The following is a 20,063-nucleotide window of genomic DNA, read 5'->3' as shown; positions in this document are numbered from 1 at the left end:
TGGAGAACCAGTCTTTTTCTAGAGATAAGGAGAAAAATGGATAAAAAAACAAGACAGACACTGATCGGACTGCTAGTGTTATTGCTTTTATCTGCGGGAAGCTATTATATCAAGCAGATGCAGTCGACAGCTAATAGTCCTAAAACAAAGGTTAGTCAGAAAAAACAAGCTTCTGAAGCTCCTAGTCAAGCATTGGCAGAAAGTGTCTTAACAGACGCAGTCAAAAGCCAAATAAAAGGGAGTCTTGAGTGGAATGGCTCAGGTGCTTTTATCGTCAATGGTAATAAAACAAATCTAGATGCCAAGGTTTCAAGTAAGCCCTACGCTGATAATAAAACAAAGACAGTGGGCAAGGAAACAGTGCCAACCGTAGCTAATGCCCTCTTGTCTAAGGCTACTCGCCAGTACAAGAATCGTGAAGAAACTGGGAATGGTTCGACTTCATGGACTCCTCCAGGCTGGCATCAGGTTAAGAATCTAAAGGGTACTTATACCCATGCGGTCGATAGAGGTCACTTGTTAGGCTATGCCTTAATCGGTGGCTTGGATGGTTTTGATGCCTCGACAAGCAATCCTAAAAACATTGCTGTTCAAACAGCCTGGGCAAATCAGGCACAGGCTGAAGATTCGACTGGTCAAAACTACTATGAAAGTATGGTACGTAAAGCCTTGGACCAAAACAAGCGTGTCCGTTACCGTGTAACCCTTTATTACGCTTCAAACGAGGACTTAGTTCCTTCAGCTTCACAGATTGAAGCCAAGTCTTCAGACGGAGAATTGGAATTTAATGTCCTAGTTCCCAATGTTCAAAAAGGGCTTCAACTGGATTACCGAACTGGAGAAGTAACGGTAACTCAGTAAAAGATTACATAAACTCCTATGTCACTTGTAGATGTAGGAGTTCTTCTTTTACTAGTTTCAGCAGGGCTAGAATAGGCACTAAGAAAAAAATAATATGTACTGGACTATATTTTGTGATATAATAAAGGATAAGATACTATTTTAGGAGAAGAACTATGGAAGACCCAAGTAGTCAGAATTTGTTGCTACAATTTGTTTTGTTGTTTATCTTGACAGTGTTAAATGCTTTTTTCTCAGCCACAGAAATGGCCATGGTTTCACTTAACCGTGCGCGGGTGGAACAAAAGGCAGAAGAAGGAGATAAACGCTATATTCGTCTGCTGAAGGTGCTAGAAAATCCTAACCACTTTTTATCAACCATTCAAGTAGGGATTACCCTGATTACGATCTTATCAGGGGCGAGTTTGGCAGAAACTCTGGGACGAGAAATTGCATCTTGGCTTGGAAATGGCGAAACAGCTTATGCCGTTGCAAGTTTTCTATCTTTAGCATTTTTGACTTATATTTCCATCGTTTTTGGGGAATTGTATCCTAAGAGAATCGCTCTTAATCTAAAGGATGCTTTGGCGATTCGTACAGCGCCAGTTATCATTGGGCTGGGGAAACTAGTTAGTCCCTTTGTTTGGCTCTTGTCTGCATCTACCAATCTCATGAGTCGCTTGACTCCTATGACCTTTGACGATGCTGATGAAAAAATGACCCGTGATGAAATTGAATACATGTTGACCAATAGTGAAGAAACACTAGATGCTGACGAAATTGAAATGTTACAAGGAATTTTTTCACTGGACGAATTAATGGCCAGAGAAGTCATGGTTCCTCGAACGGATGCCTTTATGGTCGATATTCAGGATAATAGTCAAACCATCATCCAAAGTATTTTAAAACAAAATTATTCTCGTATCCCTGTCTATGATGGAGACAAGGATAACGTGATTGGAATCATTCACACCAAGAGTCTCCTTAAGGCGGGCTTTGTGGACGGTTTTGATAATATTGTTTGGAAGAAAATCTTACAAGATCCACTTTTTGTTCCTGAAACTATTTTTGTGGATGACTTGTTAAAAGAACTGCGCAATACCCAAAGACAAATGGCAATCTTGCTAGATGAATACGGTGGGATGGCTGGTTTGGTGACCCTGGAAGACCTCTTAGAGGAAATCGTTGGGGAAATCGATGACGAAACAGATAAGGCTGAAATCGAAGTTCATAAAATTGGAGAAGATACTTATATTGTTCAAGGTACCATGAATCTCAATGATTTTAATGACTACTTTGATGTTGAACTGGAAAGTGATGACGTTGATACCATCGCTGGTTACTATTTGACAGGAGTTGGGACCATTCCAACGACTGAGAAACTCAGTTATGAATTAGTCAGCCAAAACAAACAGCTTATCCTAACCAATGATAAAGTGAAAAATGGACGTGTTACCAAGGTAAAAGTCCAAATTACCGAAGTCGAAATAGAAGAAGAAACAGAGTAAACTAGAGGCTTTTGTCACCAGGTGTGACAAAGCTTTTTTCAGTTGATTTCAAAAGGGAATTGAGTCCTCGAAAAACTCAGTCCCAACCTAGTCCCAAAAGTTTTTTAAGGTTATACGTATTTATTCGAGGAAAAAGAAAAAAGCCCTTTATATTGGGCTTTCTGTTTAAATGAAACCTGAAAAATCAAGTTATAGAAGGCGGTAGACGGATTTGAACCGACGATCAAGCTTTTGCAGAGCCGTGCCTTACCACTTGGCTATACCGCCTTAACGTTTATTATTATACCTTGAAAATGATTTTCAGTCAATAGCTTTTTCAGATTTTTTGTATCAATAAGCCTAAATATTCTGAAAATTCGTTTACTTTTCTTGAAATCTATGATATAATTGATGATAACCTATACTTTATTTATAAGAGGAGTAAATAAATGAAAAAAAGTCAAGTGCTTGCTGTAGCGGGAGCTACCTTATTAGCGTCAGGAGTTCTAGCTGCGTGTTCAAACACTAGTTCAAATAATGCTAAACTAGCAAAAGATTACCAATATGTTTATCAAACAGATCCAGAAACTTTGGATTATATCGTCAGCAATATCGATTCAACATCATTCGTCACAACAAATGCTGTAGATGGTTTGCTGGCTAATGATAAATATGGTAACCTGGTTCCTTCTATTGCTGAATCATGGACAGTTTCAAAAGATGGTTTGACTTATACCTATAAAATCCGTAAGGATGCTAAATGGGTGACAGCAGAGGGAGAAGAATATGCTCCTGTAACTGCTAAAGACTTCGTTACTGGTTTGAAACACGCCGTAGATGGAAAATCAAAAGGACTTTCAATCGTTAGCTCTTCTATTAAGGGATTAGAAGCCTATATCAAGGGTGAAACAAGCGATTTTTCAACCGTTGGAGTAAAAGCGCTTGATGATCAAACACTAGAATATACCTTGAACCAGCCAGAAACTTTCTGGAATGACAAGACCACTAGTGGTGTTTTGATGCCGGTTAATGAAGAATTCTTAACTTCAAAAGGGGAAGGTTTTGGTGCCCCAACAGATGCTAACTCTATTCTTTATAACGGTCCATTTGTCTTAAAATCTGTAACTCCAAAATCGTCTATCGAGATGGCTAAAAATGATGCTTACTGGGACAAAGAAAATGTAAAAATTGAGAACGTTAAGTTCACTTTCTGGGATGGTAAGGACCAAGATGTCATTGCCAAAGGTTTTGCTGATGGTCAATATAGCAAGGCGCGTATCTTCCCTACAAGTTCTACATATGAAAAATATGCAGCTGACTTCAAAGATAACATTTACTTTAACGAACCAGGTGCTGGTGTTGCAACTGTCAGCTTGAACTATGGTCGTACAACCTATAACCACACTGCCAAAACAAGTGATGCCCAAAAGACATCTACTCAGAAAGCATTGCTAAATAAGGAATTCCGTCAAGCCTTGAACTTTGCTGTCGATCGCAATTCTTACTCAGCTCAAACAAATGGTACTGATGGAGCTGCAGTAGCCATCCGTAATACATTTGCACCATATAATCTTCAAGTTGGTAAGAAAACATTTGGTGAATTGGTACAAGATAGCTTGGCTAAGACAAATTCTTCTACTTGGTCAAACGTATCTCTAGCAGATTCTCAAAATGGCCTTTACAATGAAGAAAAAGCGAAAGAAGTCTTTGCTAAAGCAAAATCAAGCCTACAAGCTGAAGGTGTTGAATTCCCAATCCACTTGGATGCCTTGGTTATCCAAGAATCAACAGCGGTTGTAAACCGTGTTCAATCATTGAAACAATCAATTGAAAAAGTATTGGGTTCAGATAATGTTGTTGTAGACTTGCAACAAATGACTCAAGCAGAAGCTTTACCAATTTCATTTAGCGCTCCAACAGCTAAAGAACAAGACTGGGATATCCATACCTTGCTAGGATGGAATCCTGACTATCAAGATCCTTCTACTTTCTTGGATCAATTCGTCCTTAAGGGAGGAAGCACTCGCCTCTACCTTGGTATTGACCAAAACACAGATGCATCAGTAGTAAGCAAACTTGGTTTAGCTGACTATGGAAAATTACTTGATGACGCAAACAGCGAAAACCAAGATGTTCAAAAACGTTATGAAAAATACGCGGTGGCACAAGCTTGGTTGACTGACAATGCTTTGACAATTCCAGTAATGGCTTCTCCCAAAGAAACAGCCGTTTCATATGTTTCAAAAGTTCTACCATTTAGCTCTTCATATTCAGTAGCCGGTCTTAAAGGTGAAAATTCAGGATACTTGAAGTACACTGAAGTTGGCGAAAAAGCAATTACCAAAGAAGAGTATGAAAAAGCTCGTGAAAAATGGTTGAAAGAAAAGACTGAGTCAAACGAGAAAGCTCAAAAAGAATTGGCAAGTCATGTGAAGTAAATAATTTTCAATAGAACTTTCTCTCCATGAGGAGAAGGTTCTTTTGGGATTTTTAAAGGAAATGATATGAAAAAATATATTTTTATGCGTGTTTTGCGGTCCTTGGTTTCTATCTTCTTAGTAACAACCTTGACCTACACGATTATCTATACAATGGTTCCTCGAAAATTGATTTTCAAACAGGATACCAACTATAACAAGATTGCGACAACTGCTGATAAACGTGATAACTATGAGAATACTGTTTATGAGCGTATGGGCTATATCGAGTACTACGATACCAAAGAGTTGCAAGAAAAAGCTAGCCAGATGGATGCTTCTGTAACCGTTGAAGCCAATGACACCAACAAGGCTATCTATGAAAAATACATCAAACAAATTGGTCATGGTTGGACCTTAGGAGAATTTACTGAAAGTGGCCAATTCTACGCTACTCGTGAAATCCCGATTTTTGAACGTGTTTTTCACTTCTATGCTAACTTGATTGACATTGATCATACAAATAAAATTCAAGACCCTGAAAATCCAGACTTGAAGCGTTATCTTCGTTTCGAAAACGATCCAGCGATCGGATGGTCATTGGTTGGTTCAGGAACTAAACATAAATATCTCTTGTACTTCAACAGTCAGTTCCCATTTGTGCATCAAAACTTTGTGAACATTAATTTAGGTGACTCTTATCCAACCTATGCTAATAGCCCTGTTTTACAGGTTATTACTCAAGGACAAGGGCAAACAAAAACATCTCAAGTTCAGTTCCCAACAGGTAAGAAAACTTCTTCTGTAAATATTTACTCAAGAACCTACAAATCACCTAGTCAGGCTGACTCTCGTGAAGTAGCTAACTACGGAAAAGATGATCCGTATACGGCTACTGAAAGTAACTACCAATATCCTTCAATGATTGCCAGCTCTGCTGTTGTTGGATTGATCGGTTTGGTGATTTCTTATGCGATTGCTGTGCCACTTGGTTCAGCTATGGCTCGCTTCAAGAACACTTGGATTGATAGCTTCTCAACAGGGGCTTTGACCTTCTTGATGGCTCTTCCAACAATTGCCTTGGTTTATATCGTTCGTTTAGCTGGTTCTTCAATCGGCTTGCCAGATTCATTCCCTATCTTGGGTGCTGGAGATTGGCGTTCATATGTTTTACCAGCAGTTATCCTTGGTTTGTTGGGTGCTCCTGGTACCGCTATTTGGATTCGTCGTTATATGATTGACTTGCAATCACAAGACTTTGTACGTTTTGCTCGTGCCAAAGGTTTGTCTGAAAAAGAAATTTCAAACAAACACATCTTTAAAAATGCCATGGTTCCGCTGGTTTCAGGAATTCCTGGTGCTGTTATCGGGGTTATCGGTGGTGCAACCCTTACTGAAACAGTCTTCGCTTTCCCAGGTATGGGTAAAATGTTGATTGACTCTGTAAAAGCATCTAATAACTCTATGGTCGTTGGTCTTGTCTTCATCTTTACATGTATTTCTATCTTCTCACTTCTTTTGGGAGATATTTGGATGACGATTATTGACCCACGTATTAAATTGACTGAGAAAGGAGGCAAATAATGTCTACAATCGATAAAGAAAAATTTCAGTTTGTAAAACGTGACGATTTTGCCTCTGAAGCCATTGATGCGCCAGCTTATTCATACTGGGGTTCAGTGTTTAGACAATTTATGAAGAAAAAATCAACTGTAGTCATGTTGGGAATCTTGGTAGCCATCATTTTGATGAGTTTCATCTACCCAATGTTTTCTAAGTTTGATTTCAATGATGTCAGCAAGGTAAATGACTTTAGTGCTCGTTATATCAAGCCAAATGCTCAGCATTGGTTCGGTACAGACAGTAACGGTAAATCTCTCTTTGACGGTGTCTGGTTCGGAGCTCGTAACTCTATCCTCATTTCTGTGATTGCAACAGTGATTAACTTGGTTATCGGTGTTTTTGTCGGTGGTATTTGGGGAATTTCAAAATCAGTTGACCGCGTGATGATGGAAGTTTATAATGTCATCTCAAACATCCCATCTCTTTTGATTGTCATTGTCTTGACTTATTCAATCGGAGCTGGATTCTGGAATCTGATTTTTGCTATGAGTGTGACAACATGGATTGGAATTGCCTTCATGATCCGTGTGCAAATCTTGCGTTACCGTGACTTGGAATATAACTTGGCGTCACGTACTTTGGGAACGCCAACCTTGAAGATTGTTGCCAAAAATATCATGCCACAATTGGTATCTGTTATTGTGACAACCATGACTCAAATGCTTCCAAGCTTTATCTCATATGAAGCCTTCTTGTCATTCTTCGGTCTTGGATTACCGATTACAGTGCCAAGTTTGGGGCGTTTGATTTCAGATTATTCACAAAACGTAACAACCAATGCTTACTTGTTCTGGATTCCATTGACAACTCTTGTCTTGGTATCCTTATCCCTTTTCGTAGTTGGTCAAAACTTAGCGGATGCTAGTGATCCACGTACACATAGATAGGAGTAGAAATGACAAAAGAAAAAAATGTAATTTTGACTGCTCGCGATATTGTCGTGGAATTTGACGTTCGTGACAAAGTATTAACAGCCATTCGTGGCGTTTCCCTTGAACTAGTTGAAGGAGAAGTATTAGCCTTGGTAGGTGAGTCAGGATCAGGAAAATCTGTTTTGACAAAGACTTTCACAGGTATGCTTGAAGAAAATGGTCGCATTGCCCAAGGAAGCATTGACTACCGTGGTCAAGATTTGACAGCTCTATCTTCTCATAAGGATTGGGAACAAATTCGGGGTGCTAAGATTGCGACTATCTTCCAAGATCCAATGACTAGTTTGGACCCAATTAAAACAATTGGTAGTCAGATTACAGAAGTTATTGTAAAACACCAAGGAAAAACGCCTAAAGAAGCGAAAGAATTGGCAATTGACTACATGAATAAGGTTGGGATTCCAGAAGCAGATAGACGTTTTGATGAATACCCCTTCCAATATTCTGGAGGAATGCGTCAACGTATCGTTATTGCGATTGCCCTTGCCTGTCGACCTGATGTCTTGATCTGTGATGAGCCAACGACTGCCTTGGATGTGACCATCCAAGCACAGATTATTGATTTGCTAAAATCTTTACAAAACGAGTACCATTTCACAACAATCTTTATCACCCACGACCTTGGTGTGGTGGCAAGTATTGCGGATAAGGTAGCGGTTATGTATGCAGGAGAAATCGTTGAGTATGGAACTGTTGAGGAAGTCTTCTATGACCCTCGCCATCCATATACATGGAGTCTCTTGTCTAGCTTGCCTCAGCTTGCTGATGATAAAGGGGATCTTTACTCAATCCCAGGAACACCTCCGTCACTTTATACTGACTTGAAAGGGGATGCCTTTGCCTTGCGTTCTGACTATGCAATGCAGATTGACTTCGAACAAAAAGCTCCTCAATTCTCAGTATCAGAGACGCATTGGGCTAAAACTTGGCTTCTTCATGAGGATGCTCCAAAAGTAGAAAAACCAGCTGTGATTGCAAATCTCCACGATAAAATCCGTGAAAAAATGGGATTTGCCCATCTGGCTGACTAGGAGGAAGGAAATGTCTGAAAAATTAGTAGAAATCAAAGATTTAGAAATTTCCTTCGGTGAAGGAAGTAAGAAGTTTGTCGCGGTTAAAAATGCTAACTTCTTTATCAACAAGGGGGAAACTTTCTCGCTTGTAGGTGAGTCAGGTAGTGGGAAAACAACTATTGGTCGTGCGATAATCGGTCTAAATGATACAAGTAATGGTGATATCATTTTTGATGGTCAAAAGATTAATGGTAAGAAATCGCGTGAACAAGCTGCGGAATTGATTCGTCGTATCCAGATGATTTTCCAAGACCCTGCCGCAAGTTTGAATGAACGTGCGACTGTTGATTATATTATTTCTGAAGGTCTTTACAATCACCGTTTGTTTAAGGATGAAGAAGAACGTAAAGAGAAAGTTCAAAATATTATCCGTGAAGTGGGTCTTCTTGCTGAGCACTTGACTCGTTACCCTCATGAGTTTTCAGGTGGTCAACGTCAACGTATCGGTATTGCTCGTGCCTTAGTGATGCAACCAGATTTTGTTATTGCAGATGAGCCCATTTCAGCCTTAGACGTTTCTGTTCGTGCCCAAGTCTTGAACTTGCTCAAAAAATTCCAAAAAGAACTTGGTTTGACCTATCTCTTTATCGCCCATGACTTGTCTGTCGTTCGTTTTATTTCAGATCGTATCGCAGTTATTTACAAGGGTGTTATTGTAGAGGTTGCTGAAACAGAAGAATTGTTTAACAATCCAATTCATCCATATACTCAGGCCTTGCTTTCAGCGGTACCAATCCCAGATCCAATCTTGGAACGTAAGAAGGTCTTGAAGGTTTACGACCCAAGTCAACATGACTATGAGACTGATAAGCCATCTATGGTAGAGATCCGTCCAGGTCACTATGTTTGGGCTAACCAAGCTGAATTGGCGCGTTACCAACAAGGGTTAAACTAACAATGGTTTTATAATTTCCATGTCAACTTTTATGGAAATTATAAACCTTTTTTGTTGGACTGATTTGAAAAACTTTTGAAAGCGTTCTGAAAGAATTTTCGAAAAATTTTAAAAAATTCTGAAACATTCTTGACAGGTGATGAAAAAGGTGGTAAGATAGGAAACATCAAAAAAGAAAGCAGAAAAAGAAATGAATAAGAGACAAGCTGTAACGATGACTCAAAACTTTTACTTTAGCTACTTTAGATAGTGTTTGTAGACATGTCACCATGGATGCAAACAGTTCAAGCAATTTGTTTGTATCTATGTGGCTAAGATTTTTGATTGTGGTCCATATAGATGAATATCTAAATGGACTAGCAAAGTTATAACTTGTTAGATTATTTCAAGCATCCGTTTAGATAGTATCTAGGCGGTTTTTTGTTTTATCTTTTCTGAGAAGGAGTTTCATTATGAAAGTTGTTCGAAAATTACTAGCCCCTCTCTTGGTAGTGGGTATCCTCTTGACCTCTCTGATCAGTTTGCATCAGTTGAAGGCAGATAAGAAAAAAGATGTTTTTCGTATCGGTATTTCGCAATTTATTACTCATCAATCTTTGGACGCTACTAGAGAAGGTTTTGTGGATGAGTTGGCTAAGCAAGGCTATGTTGAAGGGAAAAATATCGAGATTGATTTGCAAAATGCACAGGGAGAACAACGAAACCTAAAAACGATTTCCCAGCAACTAGCAGAATCTAGTGATGTCGTTCTAGCTATCGCAACGCCTTCTGCTCAGAGTTTGGCCAATACAACACAAACGACACCTGTTATCTTTTCAGCGGTAACAGATCCTGTCAGTGCCAAGTTGGTAGAGTCAAGAGAGCATCCTGGGGGCAATGTAACTGGGACAAGCGATCAGTCATCAGATGCCATTTCAACCCAAATCAATTTGATAAAGAAAGTGTTGCCAAAAGCTAAAACAATTGGAATTCTTTATACTCAGAGTGAGCCCAATTCGGTTGTACAAAAGGATGAAGCTAAGCGTCTTTTGGAAGAAAAAGGCTTTACCGTTGTTGAAAAAACAATCTTGGACAGTAACAATGTCAAGGCTGCTGTAGAAAGCTTGATGGCAGAGGTGGATATGGTTTTTGTACCAACGGATAATATCATTTCATCAACCATGGAAACAGTCAAGCAGGTTTCTATTAAACACAAGGTTCCAGTATTCGGTGGTTCAACAGAAATGATTGCTGTTGGTGGCTTGTATAACTACGGAACCAATTATGAAGAATTGGGAAGACAGACAGCTCGCATGCTGATTCGTGTTTTAAAAGGTGAGAAGCCAGAAAATATAGCAGTTGAGTTGCCTGAAAAACTGGAATTGCATACCAATCAAGAAATGGCAGATGCACTAGGAATTGATATTAGTAAGTTAGAAGGCAAGGAATAAGGAGGTTTGAGATGAATTTTGTACTATCTAGTTTATCAGAAGGTTTGTTGTGGTCGATTATGGCGATTGGGGTCTACTTGACTTTCCGTATTTTGGATATTGCGGATATGACTGCTGAAGGAGCCTTTCCACTGGGGGCGGCTGTCGTCGTATCTCAGATACAGGCAGGGACAAATCCTTGGCTTGCGACTTTACTTGCTTTGCTGGCAGGTATGGTAGCAGGTCTTGTATCAGGAATGCTCCACACCAAGATGAAAATCCCAGCTCTCTTGACAGGGATTGTGACCTTGACAGGGCTTTATTCAATCAATATTAAAATCATGGGAAGTGTGCCCAATCTTTCCTTGGGAGATTCTTCAACTGTCTTTAAACAGTTGGCTAGCTTGGGTCTGACAAATGAAGAAGCTGTTTTCTCACTCAGTTTAGCCTGTCTCTTACTTGTTTGTTTGGTCTTGACCCTTTTGATGAAAACAGAGATTGGCTTGGTCTTGCGTTCGACTGGGGACAATATTCCGATGAGTGAGGCTAATGGAGTCAATGTAGACACCATGAAGATTGTTGGTTACATGATTTCAAACGGCTTGATTGCCCTATGTGGTTCCTTGTTTGCCCAAAATGATGGATTTTCAGATGTGACTTCTGGGACAGGAACTATAGTTGTTGGTTTGAGTGCAGTGATTATTGCGGAAGTCTTGATTCACGACTTGACCATTGGAGGCCGCTTGTTATCCATCGGAATTGGTGCTATTGTATACCGTTTGATTATTTTAAATATCTATGAAATTCCAAATCTAGATCAAAATCTAGTTCGTCTCTTTAATGCAATCTTGTTAGCCTTAGTTTTATTTGCACCAGAATTGCAAAAGAGATTAAAGATTCGTGGTTTGAAACTGAGAAATGAATAGGAGGAGAAAGTTATGGCAAGCTTGTTAACACTTGAAAATATTCACAAAACATTTGAAGCAGGGACGGTCAATGAGAACCATGTCCTCAAAGGATTAGATTTAGAGGTTGAAGAGGGAGATTTTATCTCTGTGATTGGTGGTAATGGCGCAGGGAAATCCACTTTGATGAATATCTTGGCTGGAAATCTATCTGTGGACGAAGGGGACCTTTTATTGGCAGGCAAATCCATTAAAAATCTGAGTGTACGAAAGAGAGCCAAGGATATTGCCCGTGTTTTTCAAGATCCTAAGATGGGAACAGCTTCTCGTTTGACGATTGAGGAGAATATGGCTATTGCCTTGAGACGCGGGCAGAAGAGAGGGCTTGGTTGGGGCGTGAAGGAGAAGGATAGAATCCAGTTCCAAGAGGCCTTGAAGGAGTTGAATATTGGTCTTGAAAACCGCTTAAAAGTAGATACTCAATATCTCTCAGGAGGACAAAGACAGGCCTTGACCCTAGTCATGGCAGCTCTGGTGAAACCCAAACTTTTGCTTTTGGATGAACATACTGCGGCCCTTGACCCGAAAACTAGTCAAATGGTGATGGATTTGACGCAAAAGATTGTGGAACACCATCAGTTGACGACTTTAATGATTACCCACGATATGAACCATGCGATTGAGTACGGCAATCGTCTCATTATGCTCTATCAAGGCAAGATAGTGGTGGATGTCAAGGGAGAAGAGAAAAAGCATCTGACTGTTGAAGACCTCATGCATCTCTTCCAGAAAAATAGTGGCCAAAGTCTAGTCAGTGATGAATTGGTTTTGGGATAAAGAAAAACACCACACTTTGTAAGACACAAGGTGTGGTTGTATTTTATCTCTTAGACCAAGTCCTCTTCATAAAGAGAAGGAGGATTGGGTAAATCTCCAAGCGGCCTGCAATCATTGCAAAGGAGAGGAGAATTTTTGAGATAGGACTAAAGATTGAGAAGCTAGAAGTGGTTCCTAGAATAGGTCCGATATTATTGAAACAGCTAAAGACAGCGCTGGTCACAACCAGAAAATCATTGCTATCTAGGCTGACAATAAAGATAAGGGATAGCAAAATCATAGAATAGATGACAAAGTACTTGAGAATCTTATGCTGGGTATCTTTGTCAATCACCGTTTTATTAACATGGAGGGTCAAAACACGGTGGGGCGATAGGATTGACAAAATTTGGTTTTTGGCAATTTTTGAAAGGATGAGGCCTCGAATAACCTTGAGTCCACCTGCGGTTGAACCAGCAGAACCACCGATTCCCATGAGGAAGAGAAGGATAAACTGGGAGAAGAGGGGCCAGTTGGTAATATCTCCGTAACCAAAACCAGTCGTTGTAATGATATTGGAAACCTGGAAGAAGGCCATTTCAAAACTCTTTGAAAATCCTGAGTAGAGATAGAGGGTATTGAGGCTGATCAAGCCTGTAGAAACCAGCACGATGACCAAGTAAGCCCGGAGTTCTTCATCTCCAAAGAAGGCCTTGATGCGACGGAGCATGAGGTAGTAGTAGAGGTTGAAATTTACCCCAAAAACTAGAACTCCGATACTAACTAGATAGGTAATCAGTGAGCTACCATAGTGGGCAATTCCGTCGTTATAGACGGTGAATCCTCCTGTACCCGCAGTACCCATAGCGATGACAAAACTATCAAATAGGGGCATACCAGCCAGATAATAGAGGATGACAAAGAGGGAAAAGAGAGCTAGATAAAGGAGATAGAGAATCTGGGCAGTGTTTTTTAGTTTGGATACAACCTTACCAAAGACAGGACCAGGAACCTCAGCCTTCATCACTTCTAGGTGGCTATTTTTGGCATTATCCATAATAGCAAGTGCAAAAACAAGCACTCCCATCCCTCCAATCAAGTGGGTAAAACTTCGCCAGAAGAGGAGGGAACGACTGAGAACCGAAACGTCGTTCAGAATAGTTGCTCCAGTAGTTGTAAAGCCAGAACTGATCTCAAAAAAGGCATCGATAACACTGGGAATTTGCCCAGCAAAGACAAAGGGGAGACCGCCAAAGAAGGACCAAAGTATCCAACAGAGGGCAACAATCAAGATTCCCTCCTTGGCATAAATTCGTTGATTTTTTGGCTTTTGTAAAATTCCTGAACCACCTAGTAATACGAGAAGTCCTATGGTCGAAAAGAGGGCTGTAAAGACTTGAATTGATTCACGGTAATAGACAGCGATAGACACAGGAACCAAGAGGAGAACAGCTTCAATCAAAAGTAACTTTGAAAGGAGATAACGAATCATGCTTTTATTCATTTCTTACCTCGCGATCAAGTCATAAATCTTGGTGATGTTTGGCAACAAAGTTGTTACTAAGAGCTTGTCTCCGACTTCCAGCATATCCTCCCCAGTTGGGAAAATAGTCTTGCCCTTTCGAATGATAGCTGCAATAAGAACACCTTTTTTCAATTTCAGTTGAGAAAGAGGTTTGGCAGTCATCTTATTAGCTTCCTTGATATGGAATTGCAGGGTTTCGATTTGGCCATTGGCTAGATGGTGCATGGCTTGAAGGTCTGAATACTGGGCATTGACACGACCACGAATAAAGTGCATGATTGTATCTACAGCGATGCTTTTAGGTGTGATGATACTTGAAAAATCAGGCGCATTGATAATCTCGAGGAGACTGGTACGATTGACCTTAGTGATGTTTTTCTGTACACCTACCCTGTCAAGGAACATAGAGGTAATCAGATTTTCCTCATCGACCCCTGTTAGAGTCGCAACGGCATCATAGTTTTGAGCACTTTCTTCCAGCAGGATATCTTTTGCGGTACCATCTCCTTGAACGATGTAGAGATTTGGGAATTTCTCGCTAAAGAAGCTGGCGATTTCAGGATTGATTTCAATAACCTTGGTATCGATACGACTGTCTTTGAGGATACCTAGTAGATAATAGGCAATTCTACCTGCCCCGACGATGAGAAGGCTCTTCACGGCACGAGACTTGAAATAATTATGGAAGAGCATCATGTCAACACGGTTACCAGTGACAAAGATTCTATCTTTATCCTGTACAGTCATGTCACCGCTTGGAATGATAATTTGATGATCTCTTTCTATCGCACAGACAATGACATTGCCAAATTTTTTCCGAAAATCAGAAATGGGCATTTGGCAAAGACCACTGGAGGATTTAACAGTGAATTCCATCAAGCTGACCCGTCCACCAAAGAAACGTTCGACAGAGAGGGCGTTGGGGAAGTCAATGATATTCGCGATAGCACGAGCAGCCAAGAGCTCAGGGTTAACGATAAGAGAAAAACCGAGAATATTCTTTTCCTTGAAATAAGAGTTAGAATATTCAGGGTTCCGCACCCGAACGATGGTCTCTTTAGCTCCCATTTTTTTGGCTAGAACGGCTGCAATCATGTTGACTTCATCGTATTCAGTCAGGGCGATAAAGATATCACAATCCTGGACACTGGCTTGCTCAAGGATGGTAAAATCGGCCCCGTTACCAAGGATACCCATGATATCAAAGCGATTGACAATATGATTGAGGACAGCTTCGTCTTGCTCAATCAGCAAAACATCATGCTTTTCTGCAACCAAGGAGCGACAGAGGGCAAAACCAACTTTTCCCCCTCCGACAAGGATAATTTTCATAATAAAACCTACTTCTTCATTATGTAACTATCATACCTTTTTTCAAGAAAAAATGCACCTACTAGCTAATAACAAGAGCTTTTAGTAGGAAATTTGCTATAAGGTAAAACTATACCCTATACCTGCTAAATTTGGCCATTAAGTACCTTTGCACCATTCCTCTGGCTATTATTTTTTTGATGACAACCCACCCTAGTCAGTTTGCTTCCAGTTTAAATCAAATTGGTGTGCCTTACAAGATTGCCTATTCAGTCAGCCTGACCTTGCGTTATATTTCAGATTTACAGGAAGAATTCTTTACTATCAAGATATCTCAGGAGGCGCGTGGGATGGAATTATCCAAGAAAGTTTCCCTTATGCAACGAATCAAAGGCAATCTGCGCATTATCACTCCCTTGATTTTTAGCTCGTTAGAACGCATTGATACCATCGCGACTGCCATGGAGCTTCGCCGCTTTGGGAAAGAGAAAAAACGCACTTGGTATAGTTATCAGGCTTTGAAAAAAGGAGACTATCTTACCTTGTTCTTGGCAGCCTTGTTTTTAGTAGCTAGTTTACTACTTATCTTGCAGAATCACGGAAGATTTTACAACCCTTGGAAATAGCTTGAAAAAATTGAAAAAATCAAGTCGTTTCTATTGACAATGATTCTGAAAGTGTTATACTAAGAAAGTAGTTTCGCTGATTTACTTCAAACCTGTTGTGAGGTAAGTTAACGATGCCTTAACCACGCTGTTTGCTGAGCTTGACTCCGGGCAGTGTGGCTATTTTTTTGCAATGGTGAAAGGAAGCAAGTCATGACAAATCACATTGTATTATTTGAACCACAAATTCCACAAAATACAGGCAATATCGCGCGTACTTGCGCTGCGACCAATTCTCCCCTCCACATCATCAAGCCAATGGGCTTTCCTATTGATGACCGCAAGATGAAGCGAGCTGGATTGGATTATTGGGATAAACTAGAGATTTATTTTTACGAGAGTTTGGAGGATTTCATGTCTCAGATGAAGGGCAAACTCTATCTGATTTCTAAATTCGCGGAAAAAGTCTATTCTGATGCGGATTTATCGACTGATGAAGACCATTATTTTCTATTTGGACGTGAAGACAAGGGCTTGCCGGAGGACTTTATGCGCGAACATCCTGAGAAAGCTCTCCGTATTCCTATGAATGATGAACATGTCCGCAGTCTCAATGTGTCTAATACCGTCTGCATGATTGTCTATGAGGCTCTTCGCCAGCAGAACTTTGCAGGTCTTGAGCTCGTCCACACCTATGAAGTGGATAAATTGAAATAAAAAATGAAAATGAAAATGAACAAAATGCTTGCGCTTGCAAGCGTTTTTTGTTATGATAAAAGAGTCTTCAGGGCAGGGTGTGATTCCCGACCGGCGGTGACTTTAACTAGGAAATGATCTTTTCCTTTTATACTTTGTTGACAAGCTTTGCCTAACCAGAAGTTATGCCTACAGCTTGTCGCCTAGTCTAAAAGAAAAATCTCTATTTCCTTCTCTTTAAAGAAGTCCGCGAGCGCAAGCTGATGTGGTGAGATTCCACAACCGACAGTATAGTCTGGATGGGAGAAGACGAAAGAATAGCTTTGTCTGTTTTGATAGATTTATAGCTAAACTGTAACCGCTTGCTCAATAGAGTGCTAGGGAACTTTTGGTATATAAAAAGTGAGAATAGATAGAGGAATCCTTTCTAACTTCTTCTGATTTTATAGAAAATTGGAGGAACCTGTTATGACAAACACACGTCGACTTTCGACCATTGCGATTTTATCAGCCATCTCATTTGTGCTGATGTACTTTGACTTTCCGCTTTTACCAGCGGCGTCCTTCCTCAAGATCGAATTTAGTATCTTGCCAGTCCTTGTGGGCTTGGTGGTCATGGATTTGCCTGCTGCTCTAGGAGTTCTCTTGCTTCGCTCACTCTTGAAACTGCTTCTTAATAGCCAGGGAGTGAATACCTACATTGGTTTGCCAATGAATATCGTGGCTTTGGGAGTTTTTGTCATCGTATTTGCTTTGATTTGGAAAAAGGAACGGACAACCCTTCGTTTCCTACTAGGTTCTCTAGCTGGAACTATTGGTTTAACCGTGGCTATGTTGGTTCTCAACTATGTTTATGCTGTTCCTTTGTACGCTAAGTTTGCTAACTTTGATATTGGAAAAATTTTGGGACTTTCCAACTACCTAATGACTATGGTGTTGCCTTTTAACTTGATTGAGGGTGTAATCTTTTCCGTTTCATTCTGGTTGTTGTATGTTCTCTTGAAACCAACCTTAAAACATTATGAGAGATAAACAAACATTTTTAATGAAGGGCAGTTTTGCCCTTTTACTTTTCGTTATTCTTGGCTATATGGTCAAATTTTACCCTGAAACGCTGGTCGGTTTTGACCAACCGATACAGACTGCCGTTCGAGGAGACTTGCCAGATTACTTGACTATTCTTTTCAGGGCCATCACACGCTTGATTGATATTCCAGTGATTATCACTTGGGTTGTCATTGCAGCTTTTGTTTTTTATCGTAAGCGGTGGAAGATAGAAAGTTTCTTCATGCTGGGAAATCTGGCTTTGACAGCTCTTTTAATCGTTACCTTTAAAAATATCTACCAGCGCCCACGACCAGCTATTTTACACTTGGTTGAGGAGAAGGGGTTTTCCTTTCCAAGCGGCCATTCTCTGGCTGTAACCTTGATGGTTGGTTCTCTGATTGTCATTCTCAGTCAACGGATTAAAAATCCAGTCTGGAGAAAAATCGTGCAAATCGTCCTTGCTCTCTACCTAGTCAGTGTGTTGGTATCAAGGGTCTATCTGGGAGTTCACTATCCATCAGACGTCCTTGCCAGTCTCTGTGTGGGCTTGGGAGTCTTGTTTATCGAATTTCCCTTCTATGACAAGCTTCGCTTCCAATGGCGATTTAAAAGCAAGCAGAAGTGAGATAGGTCTTGCAAGAATGGTAAAAATCTGATAAACTAAGTAGTAATTGAATAGGAATCCGCAAGACTAGTAACTCAAGGGAAGTATATCAGGGAGGAGAGCCGTGACTGCAAGCTCTCTATATGAAAGCTGGGTGAATTCACTTGCGCATGGATTTAGAAATGAAGGTCTGACTTGTCAGATGAAAACGGATGGTACCGCGTGTCAACGCTCCGAGTGGAGTTTTTGGCATGTGGTTTTCTTTTTATCTACGAGAGACTGATGGAGGAATTATGTCAACTATTGAAGAACAATTAAAAGCGCTTCGCGAAGAAACGCTGGCTAGCTTGAAGCAGATTACTGCTGAAAATGAAAAAGAGATGCAAGATTTGCGTGTCTCTGTCCTTGGTAAAAAGGGTTCGCTCACTGAAATCCTCAAAGGGATGAAAGATGTTTCTGCTGAGATGCGTCCAATCATTGGGAAACACGTCAATGAAGCTCGTGATGTCTTGACAGCAGCCTTTGAAGAAACAGCTAAGCTCTTGGAAGAAAAGAAAGTCGCAGCTCAACTGGCTAGCGAGAGTATCGATGTGACGCTTCCAGGTCGCCCAGTTGCTACTGGTCACCGTCACGTTTTGACACAAACCAGTGAAGAAATCGAAGATATTTTCATTGGGATGGGTTACCAAGTCGTGGATGGTTTTGAAGTGGAGCAAGACTACTATAACTTTGAACGTATGAACCTTCCAAAAGACCACCCAGCTCGTGATATGCAGGACACATTCTATATCACAGAAGAAATCTTGCTACGTACTCACACGTCTCCAGTTCAGGCGCGTGCTATGGATGCCCATGATTTCTCTAAAGGTCCTTTGAAAATGATTTCGCCAGGGCGTGTGTTCCGTCGTGACACAGACGATGCGACCCACAGTCACCAGTTCCACCAAATCGAAGGCTTGGTTGTTGGGAAAAACATCTCTATGGCAGACCTTCAAGGAACCCTTCAGTTGATTGTGCAAAAAATGTTTGGTGAAGAGCGTCAGATCCGTCTGCGCCCCTCTTACTTCCCATTCACAGAGCCATCTGTTGAGGTGGATGTTTCTTGCTTCAAGTGTGGTGGAGAAGGTTGTAACGTATGTAAGAAAACAGGTTGGATCGAAATTATGGGGGCCGGTATGGTTCACCCACGTGTCCTTGAAATGAGTGGTATCGATGCGACTGTTTACTCTGGCTTTGCCTTTGGTCTTGGACAAGAGCGTGTAGCTATGCTCCGTTACGGAATCAATGATATCCGTGGATTCTACCAAGGAGATGTCCGCTTCTCAGAACAGTTTAAATAATGATTAGAAAAGGCAGATATTGGGGTGTTGTCCAAAATTGCCAAACAAACCTTTCGTGAAACATTTGCTCATGATAATACGGAAGAGCAGTTACAGGAATACTTTGAAGAGGCTTATAGTCTGAGAGTTTTGTCAACTGAGTTGGAAAATCCAGAATCCGAAACCTATTTCATTATGCATGAAGAGGAGATAGCTGGTTTTCTCAAAGTCAACTGGGGCAGTGCTCAGACTGAGAGAGAATTAGAGGATGCTTTTGAAATTCAACGCCTCTATGTGCTACAAAAATTCCAAGGATTTGGACTAGGTAAGCAACTTTTTGAATTCGCTCTGGAACTTGCTACAAATAATAGTTTTTCTTGGGCTTGGCTGGGTGTTTGGGAGCATAATACAAAAGCTCAAGCGTTTTATAATCGATATGGTTTTGAAAAATTTAGCCAACATCATTTTATGGTTGGTCAAAAAGTAGATACAGATTGGTTACTGAGAAAGAAATTAAGGTAAGAAGATGATTCTTCTATTGAAATGATAGGAAAGGAAA

At 40.5% G+C, this 20,063-nt stretch carries 17 protein-coding genes, 1 tRNA gene, 1 pseudogene and 1 riboswitch; of the genes and pseudogenes, 16 read left to right on the top strand and 3 right to left on the bottom strand.

The window, feature by feature from the left end:
* The first annotated feature begins 36 nt into the window (after positions 1 to 36).
* Positions 37 to 861 carry a DNA-entry nuclease EndA gene (gene endA / locus HMPREF2628_RS02810; RefSeq protein ID WP_042750033.1) on the top strand — a complete coding sequence of 275 codons (825 nt, stop codon included), beginning with the start codon at positions 37 to 39 and terminating at the stop codon, positions 859 to 861.
* 155 nt (positions 862 to 1,016) lie between these two features.
* On the top strand, positions 1,017 to 2,348 hold the full coding sequence (locus HMPREF2628_RS02805) for a hemolysin family protein (RefSeq protein WP_070842266.1): 1,332 nt from the start codon (positions 1,017 to 1,019) through the stop codon (positions 2,346 to 2,348).
* Positions 2,349 to 2,544: 196 nt separating this feature from the next.
* Here the strand turns inward: HMPREF2628_RS02805 and HMPREF2628_RS02800 are convergent.
* A tRNA-Cys gene (locus tag HMPREF2628_RS02800) sits at positions 2,545 to 2,615 on the bottom strand.
* Between the two features lie 161 nt (positions 2,616 to 2,776).
* Between HMPREF2628_RS02800 and HMPREF2628_RS02795 the strand changes: the two genes are divergently transcribed.
* The 8 genes from HMPREF2628_RS02795 to HMPREF2628_RS02760 all read left to right on the top strand — a co-directional run bounded on the left by HMPREF2628_RS02795 (position 2,777) and on the right by HMPREF2628_RS02760 (position 12,418).
* Positions 2,777 to 4,765 carry a peptide ABC transporter substrate-binding protein gene (locus HMPREF2628_RS02795; protein ID WP_000749582.1) on the top strand — a complete coding sequence of 663 codons (1,989 nt, stop codon included), beginning with the start codon at positions 2,777 to 2,779 and terminating at the stop codon, positions 4,763 to 4,765.
* A gap of 66 nt (positions 4,766 to 4,831) precedes the next feature.
* Positions 4,832 to 6,328, top strand: coding sequence for an ABC transporter permease (locus HMPREF2628_RS02790; RefSeq protein WP_000759914.1), 1,497 nt, complete (start codon positions 4,832 to 4,834; stop codon positions 6,326 to 6,328).
* Positions 6,328 to 7,254 carry an oligopeptide ABC transporter permease OppC gene (gene oppC, locus HMPREF2628_RS02785; RefSeq protein ID WP_049510796.1) on the top strand — a complete coding sequence of 309 codons (927 nt, stop codon included), beginning with the start codon at positions 6,328 to 6,330 and terminating at the stop codon, positions 7,252 to 7,254. Before HMPREF2628_RS02790 ends, oppC begins: the two co-directional genes overlap by 1 nt.
* Positions 7,255 to 7,262: 8 nt before the next feature.
* On the top strand, positions 7,263 to 8,330 hold the full coding sequence (locus HMPREF2628_RS02780) for an ABC transporter ATP-binding protein (RefSeq protein WP_004260573.1): 1,068 nt from the start codon (positions 7,263 to 7,265) through the stop codon (positions 8,328 to 8,330).
* A gap of 10 nt (positions 8,331 to 8,340) precedes the next feature.
* Entirely contained in the window at positions 8,341 to 9,267 is a 927-nt protein-coding gene (locus HMPREF2628_RS02775) for an ATP-binding cassette domain-containing protein (protein WP_070842265.1), read from the top strand.
* Between the two features lie 452 nt (positions 9,268 to 9,719).
* Complete coding sequence (locus HMPREF2628_RS02770; RefSeq protein ID WP_070842264.1) at positions 9,720 to 10,697, top strand: ABC transporter substrate-binding protein; 978 nt, start codon at positions 9,720 to 9,722, stop codon at positions 10,695 to 10,697.
* Positions 10,698 to 10,708: 11 nt separating this feature from the next.
* Positions 10,709 to 11,602 carry an ABC transporter permease gene (locus HMPREF2628_RS02765; RefSeq protein ID WP_070842263.1) on the top strand — a complete coding sequence of 298 codons (894 nt, stop codon included), beginning with the start codon at positions 10,709 to 10,711 and terminating at the stop codon, positions 11,600 to 11,602.
* Between the two features lie 12 nt (positions 11,603 to 11,614).
* Positions 11,615 to 12,418, top strand: coding sequence for an ABC transporter ATP-binding protein (locus tag HMPREF2628_RS02760; RefSeq protein WP_000157661.1), 804 nt, complete (start codon positions 11,615 to 11,617; stop codon positions 12,416 to 12,418).
* A 43-nt stretch (positions 12,419 to 12,461) separates the two neighbouring features.
* On the opposite strand, the gene HMPREF2628_RS02755 is transcribed toward HMPREF2628_RS02760, so the two are convergent.
* Complete coding sequence (locus HMPREF2628_RS02755) at positions 12,462 to 13,901, bottom strand: TrkH family potassium uptake protein (protein WP_070842262.1); 1,440 nt, start codon at positions 13,899 to 13,901, stop codon at positions 12,462 to 12,464.
* Between the two features lie 3 nt (positions 13,902 to 13,904).
* A complete protein-coding gene (gene trkA, locus HMPREF2628_RS02750; RefSeq protein WP_070482190.1) occupies positions 13,905 to 15,254 on the bottom strand; it encodes a Trk system potassium transporter TrkA in 1,350 nt (449 codons plus the stop codon).
* Positions 15,255 to 15,373: 119 nt separating this feature from the next.
* On the opposite strand from trkA, the pseudogene HMPREF2628_RS02745 reads away from it, so the two are divergent.
* The 6 genes and pseudogenes from HMPREF2628_RS02745 to HMPREF2628_RS02720 all read left to right on the top strand — a co-directional run.
* A pseudogene (locus HMPREF2628_RS02745) lies at positions 15,374 to 15,859 on the top strand (energy-coupling factor transporter transmembrane protein EcfT); the annotation flags it as partial.
* Between the two features lie 192 nt (positions 15,860 to 16,051).
* Positions 16,052 to 16,555: a tRNA (cytidine(34)-2'-O)-methyltransferase gene (locus HMPREF2628_RS02740; protein ID WP_070842261.1), complete on the top strand. Its 504-nt coding sequence runs from the start codon at positions 16,052 to 16,054 to the stop codon at positions 16,553 to 16,555.
* A gap of 59 nt (positions 16,556 to 16,614) precedes the next feature.
* A riboswitch (FMN riboswitch) is annotated at positions 16,615 to 16,849 on the top strand.
* A 153-nt stretch (positions 16,850 to 17,002) separates the two neighbouring features.
* Positions 17,003 to 17,566: an ECF transporter S component gene (locus tag HMPREF2628_RS02735; protein ID WP_000185834.1), complete on the top strand. Its 564-nt coding sequence runs from the start codon at positions 17,003 to 17,005 to the stop codon at positions 17,564 to 17,566.
* Positions 17,556 to 18,206: a phosphatase PAP2 family protein gene (locus HMPREF2628_RS02730; RefSeq protein ID WP_070842260.1), complete on the top strand. Its 651-nt coding sequence runs from the start codon at positions 17,556 to 17,558 to the stop codon at positions 18,204 to 18,206. Before HMPREF2628_RS02735 ends, HMPREF2628_RS02730 begins: the two co-directional genes overlap by 11 nt.
* A 272-nt stretch (positions 18,207 to 18,478) precedes the next feature.
* Positions 18,479 to 19,525, top strand: coding sequence for a phenylalanine--tRNA ligase subunit alpha (gene pheS, locus HMPREF2628_RS02725; RefSeq protein WP_000103743.1), 1,047 nt, complete (start codon positions 18,479 to 18,481; stop codon positions 19,523 to 19,525).
* Positions 19,526 to 19,549: 24 nt separating this feature from the next.
* Positions 19,550 to 20,026, top strand: coding sequence for a GNAT family N-acetyltransferase (locus tag HMPREF2628_RS02720; protein ID WP_070842259.1), 477 nt, complete (start codon positions 19,550 to 19,552; stop codon positions 20,024 to 20,026).
* The last annotated feature ends 37 nt before the right edge of the window (positions 20,027 to 20,063 follow it).

Origin of the sequence: Streptococcus sp. HMSC063B03, assembly GCF_001836965.1 — a bacterium.
Lineage (GTDB): Bacteria > Bacillota > Bacilli > Lactobacillales > Streptococcaceae > Streptococcus > Streptococcus pneumoniae_F.
This window is presented reverse-complemented; position numbering and strand designations above follow the sequence as displayed.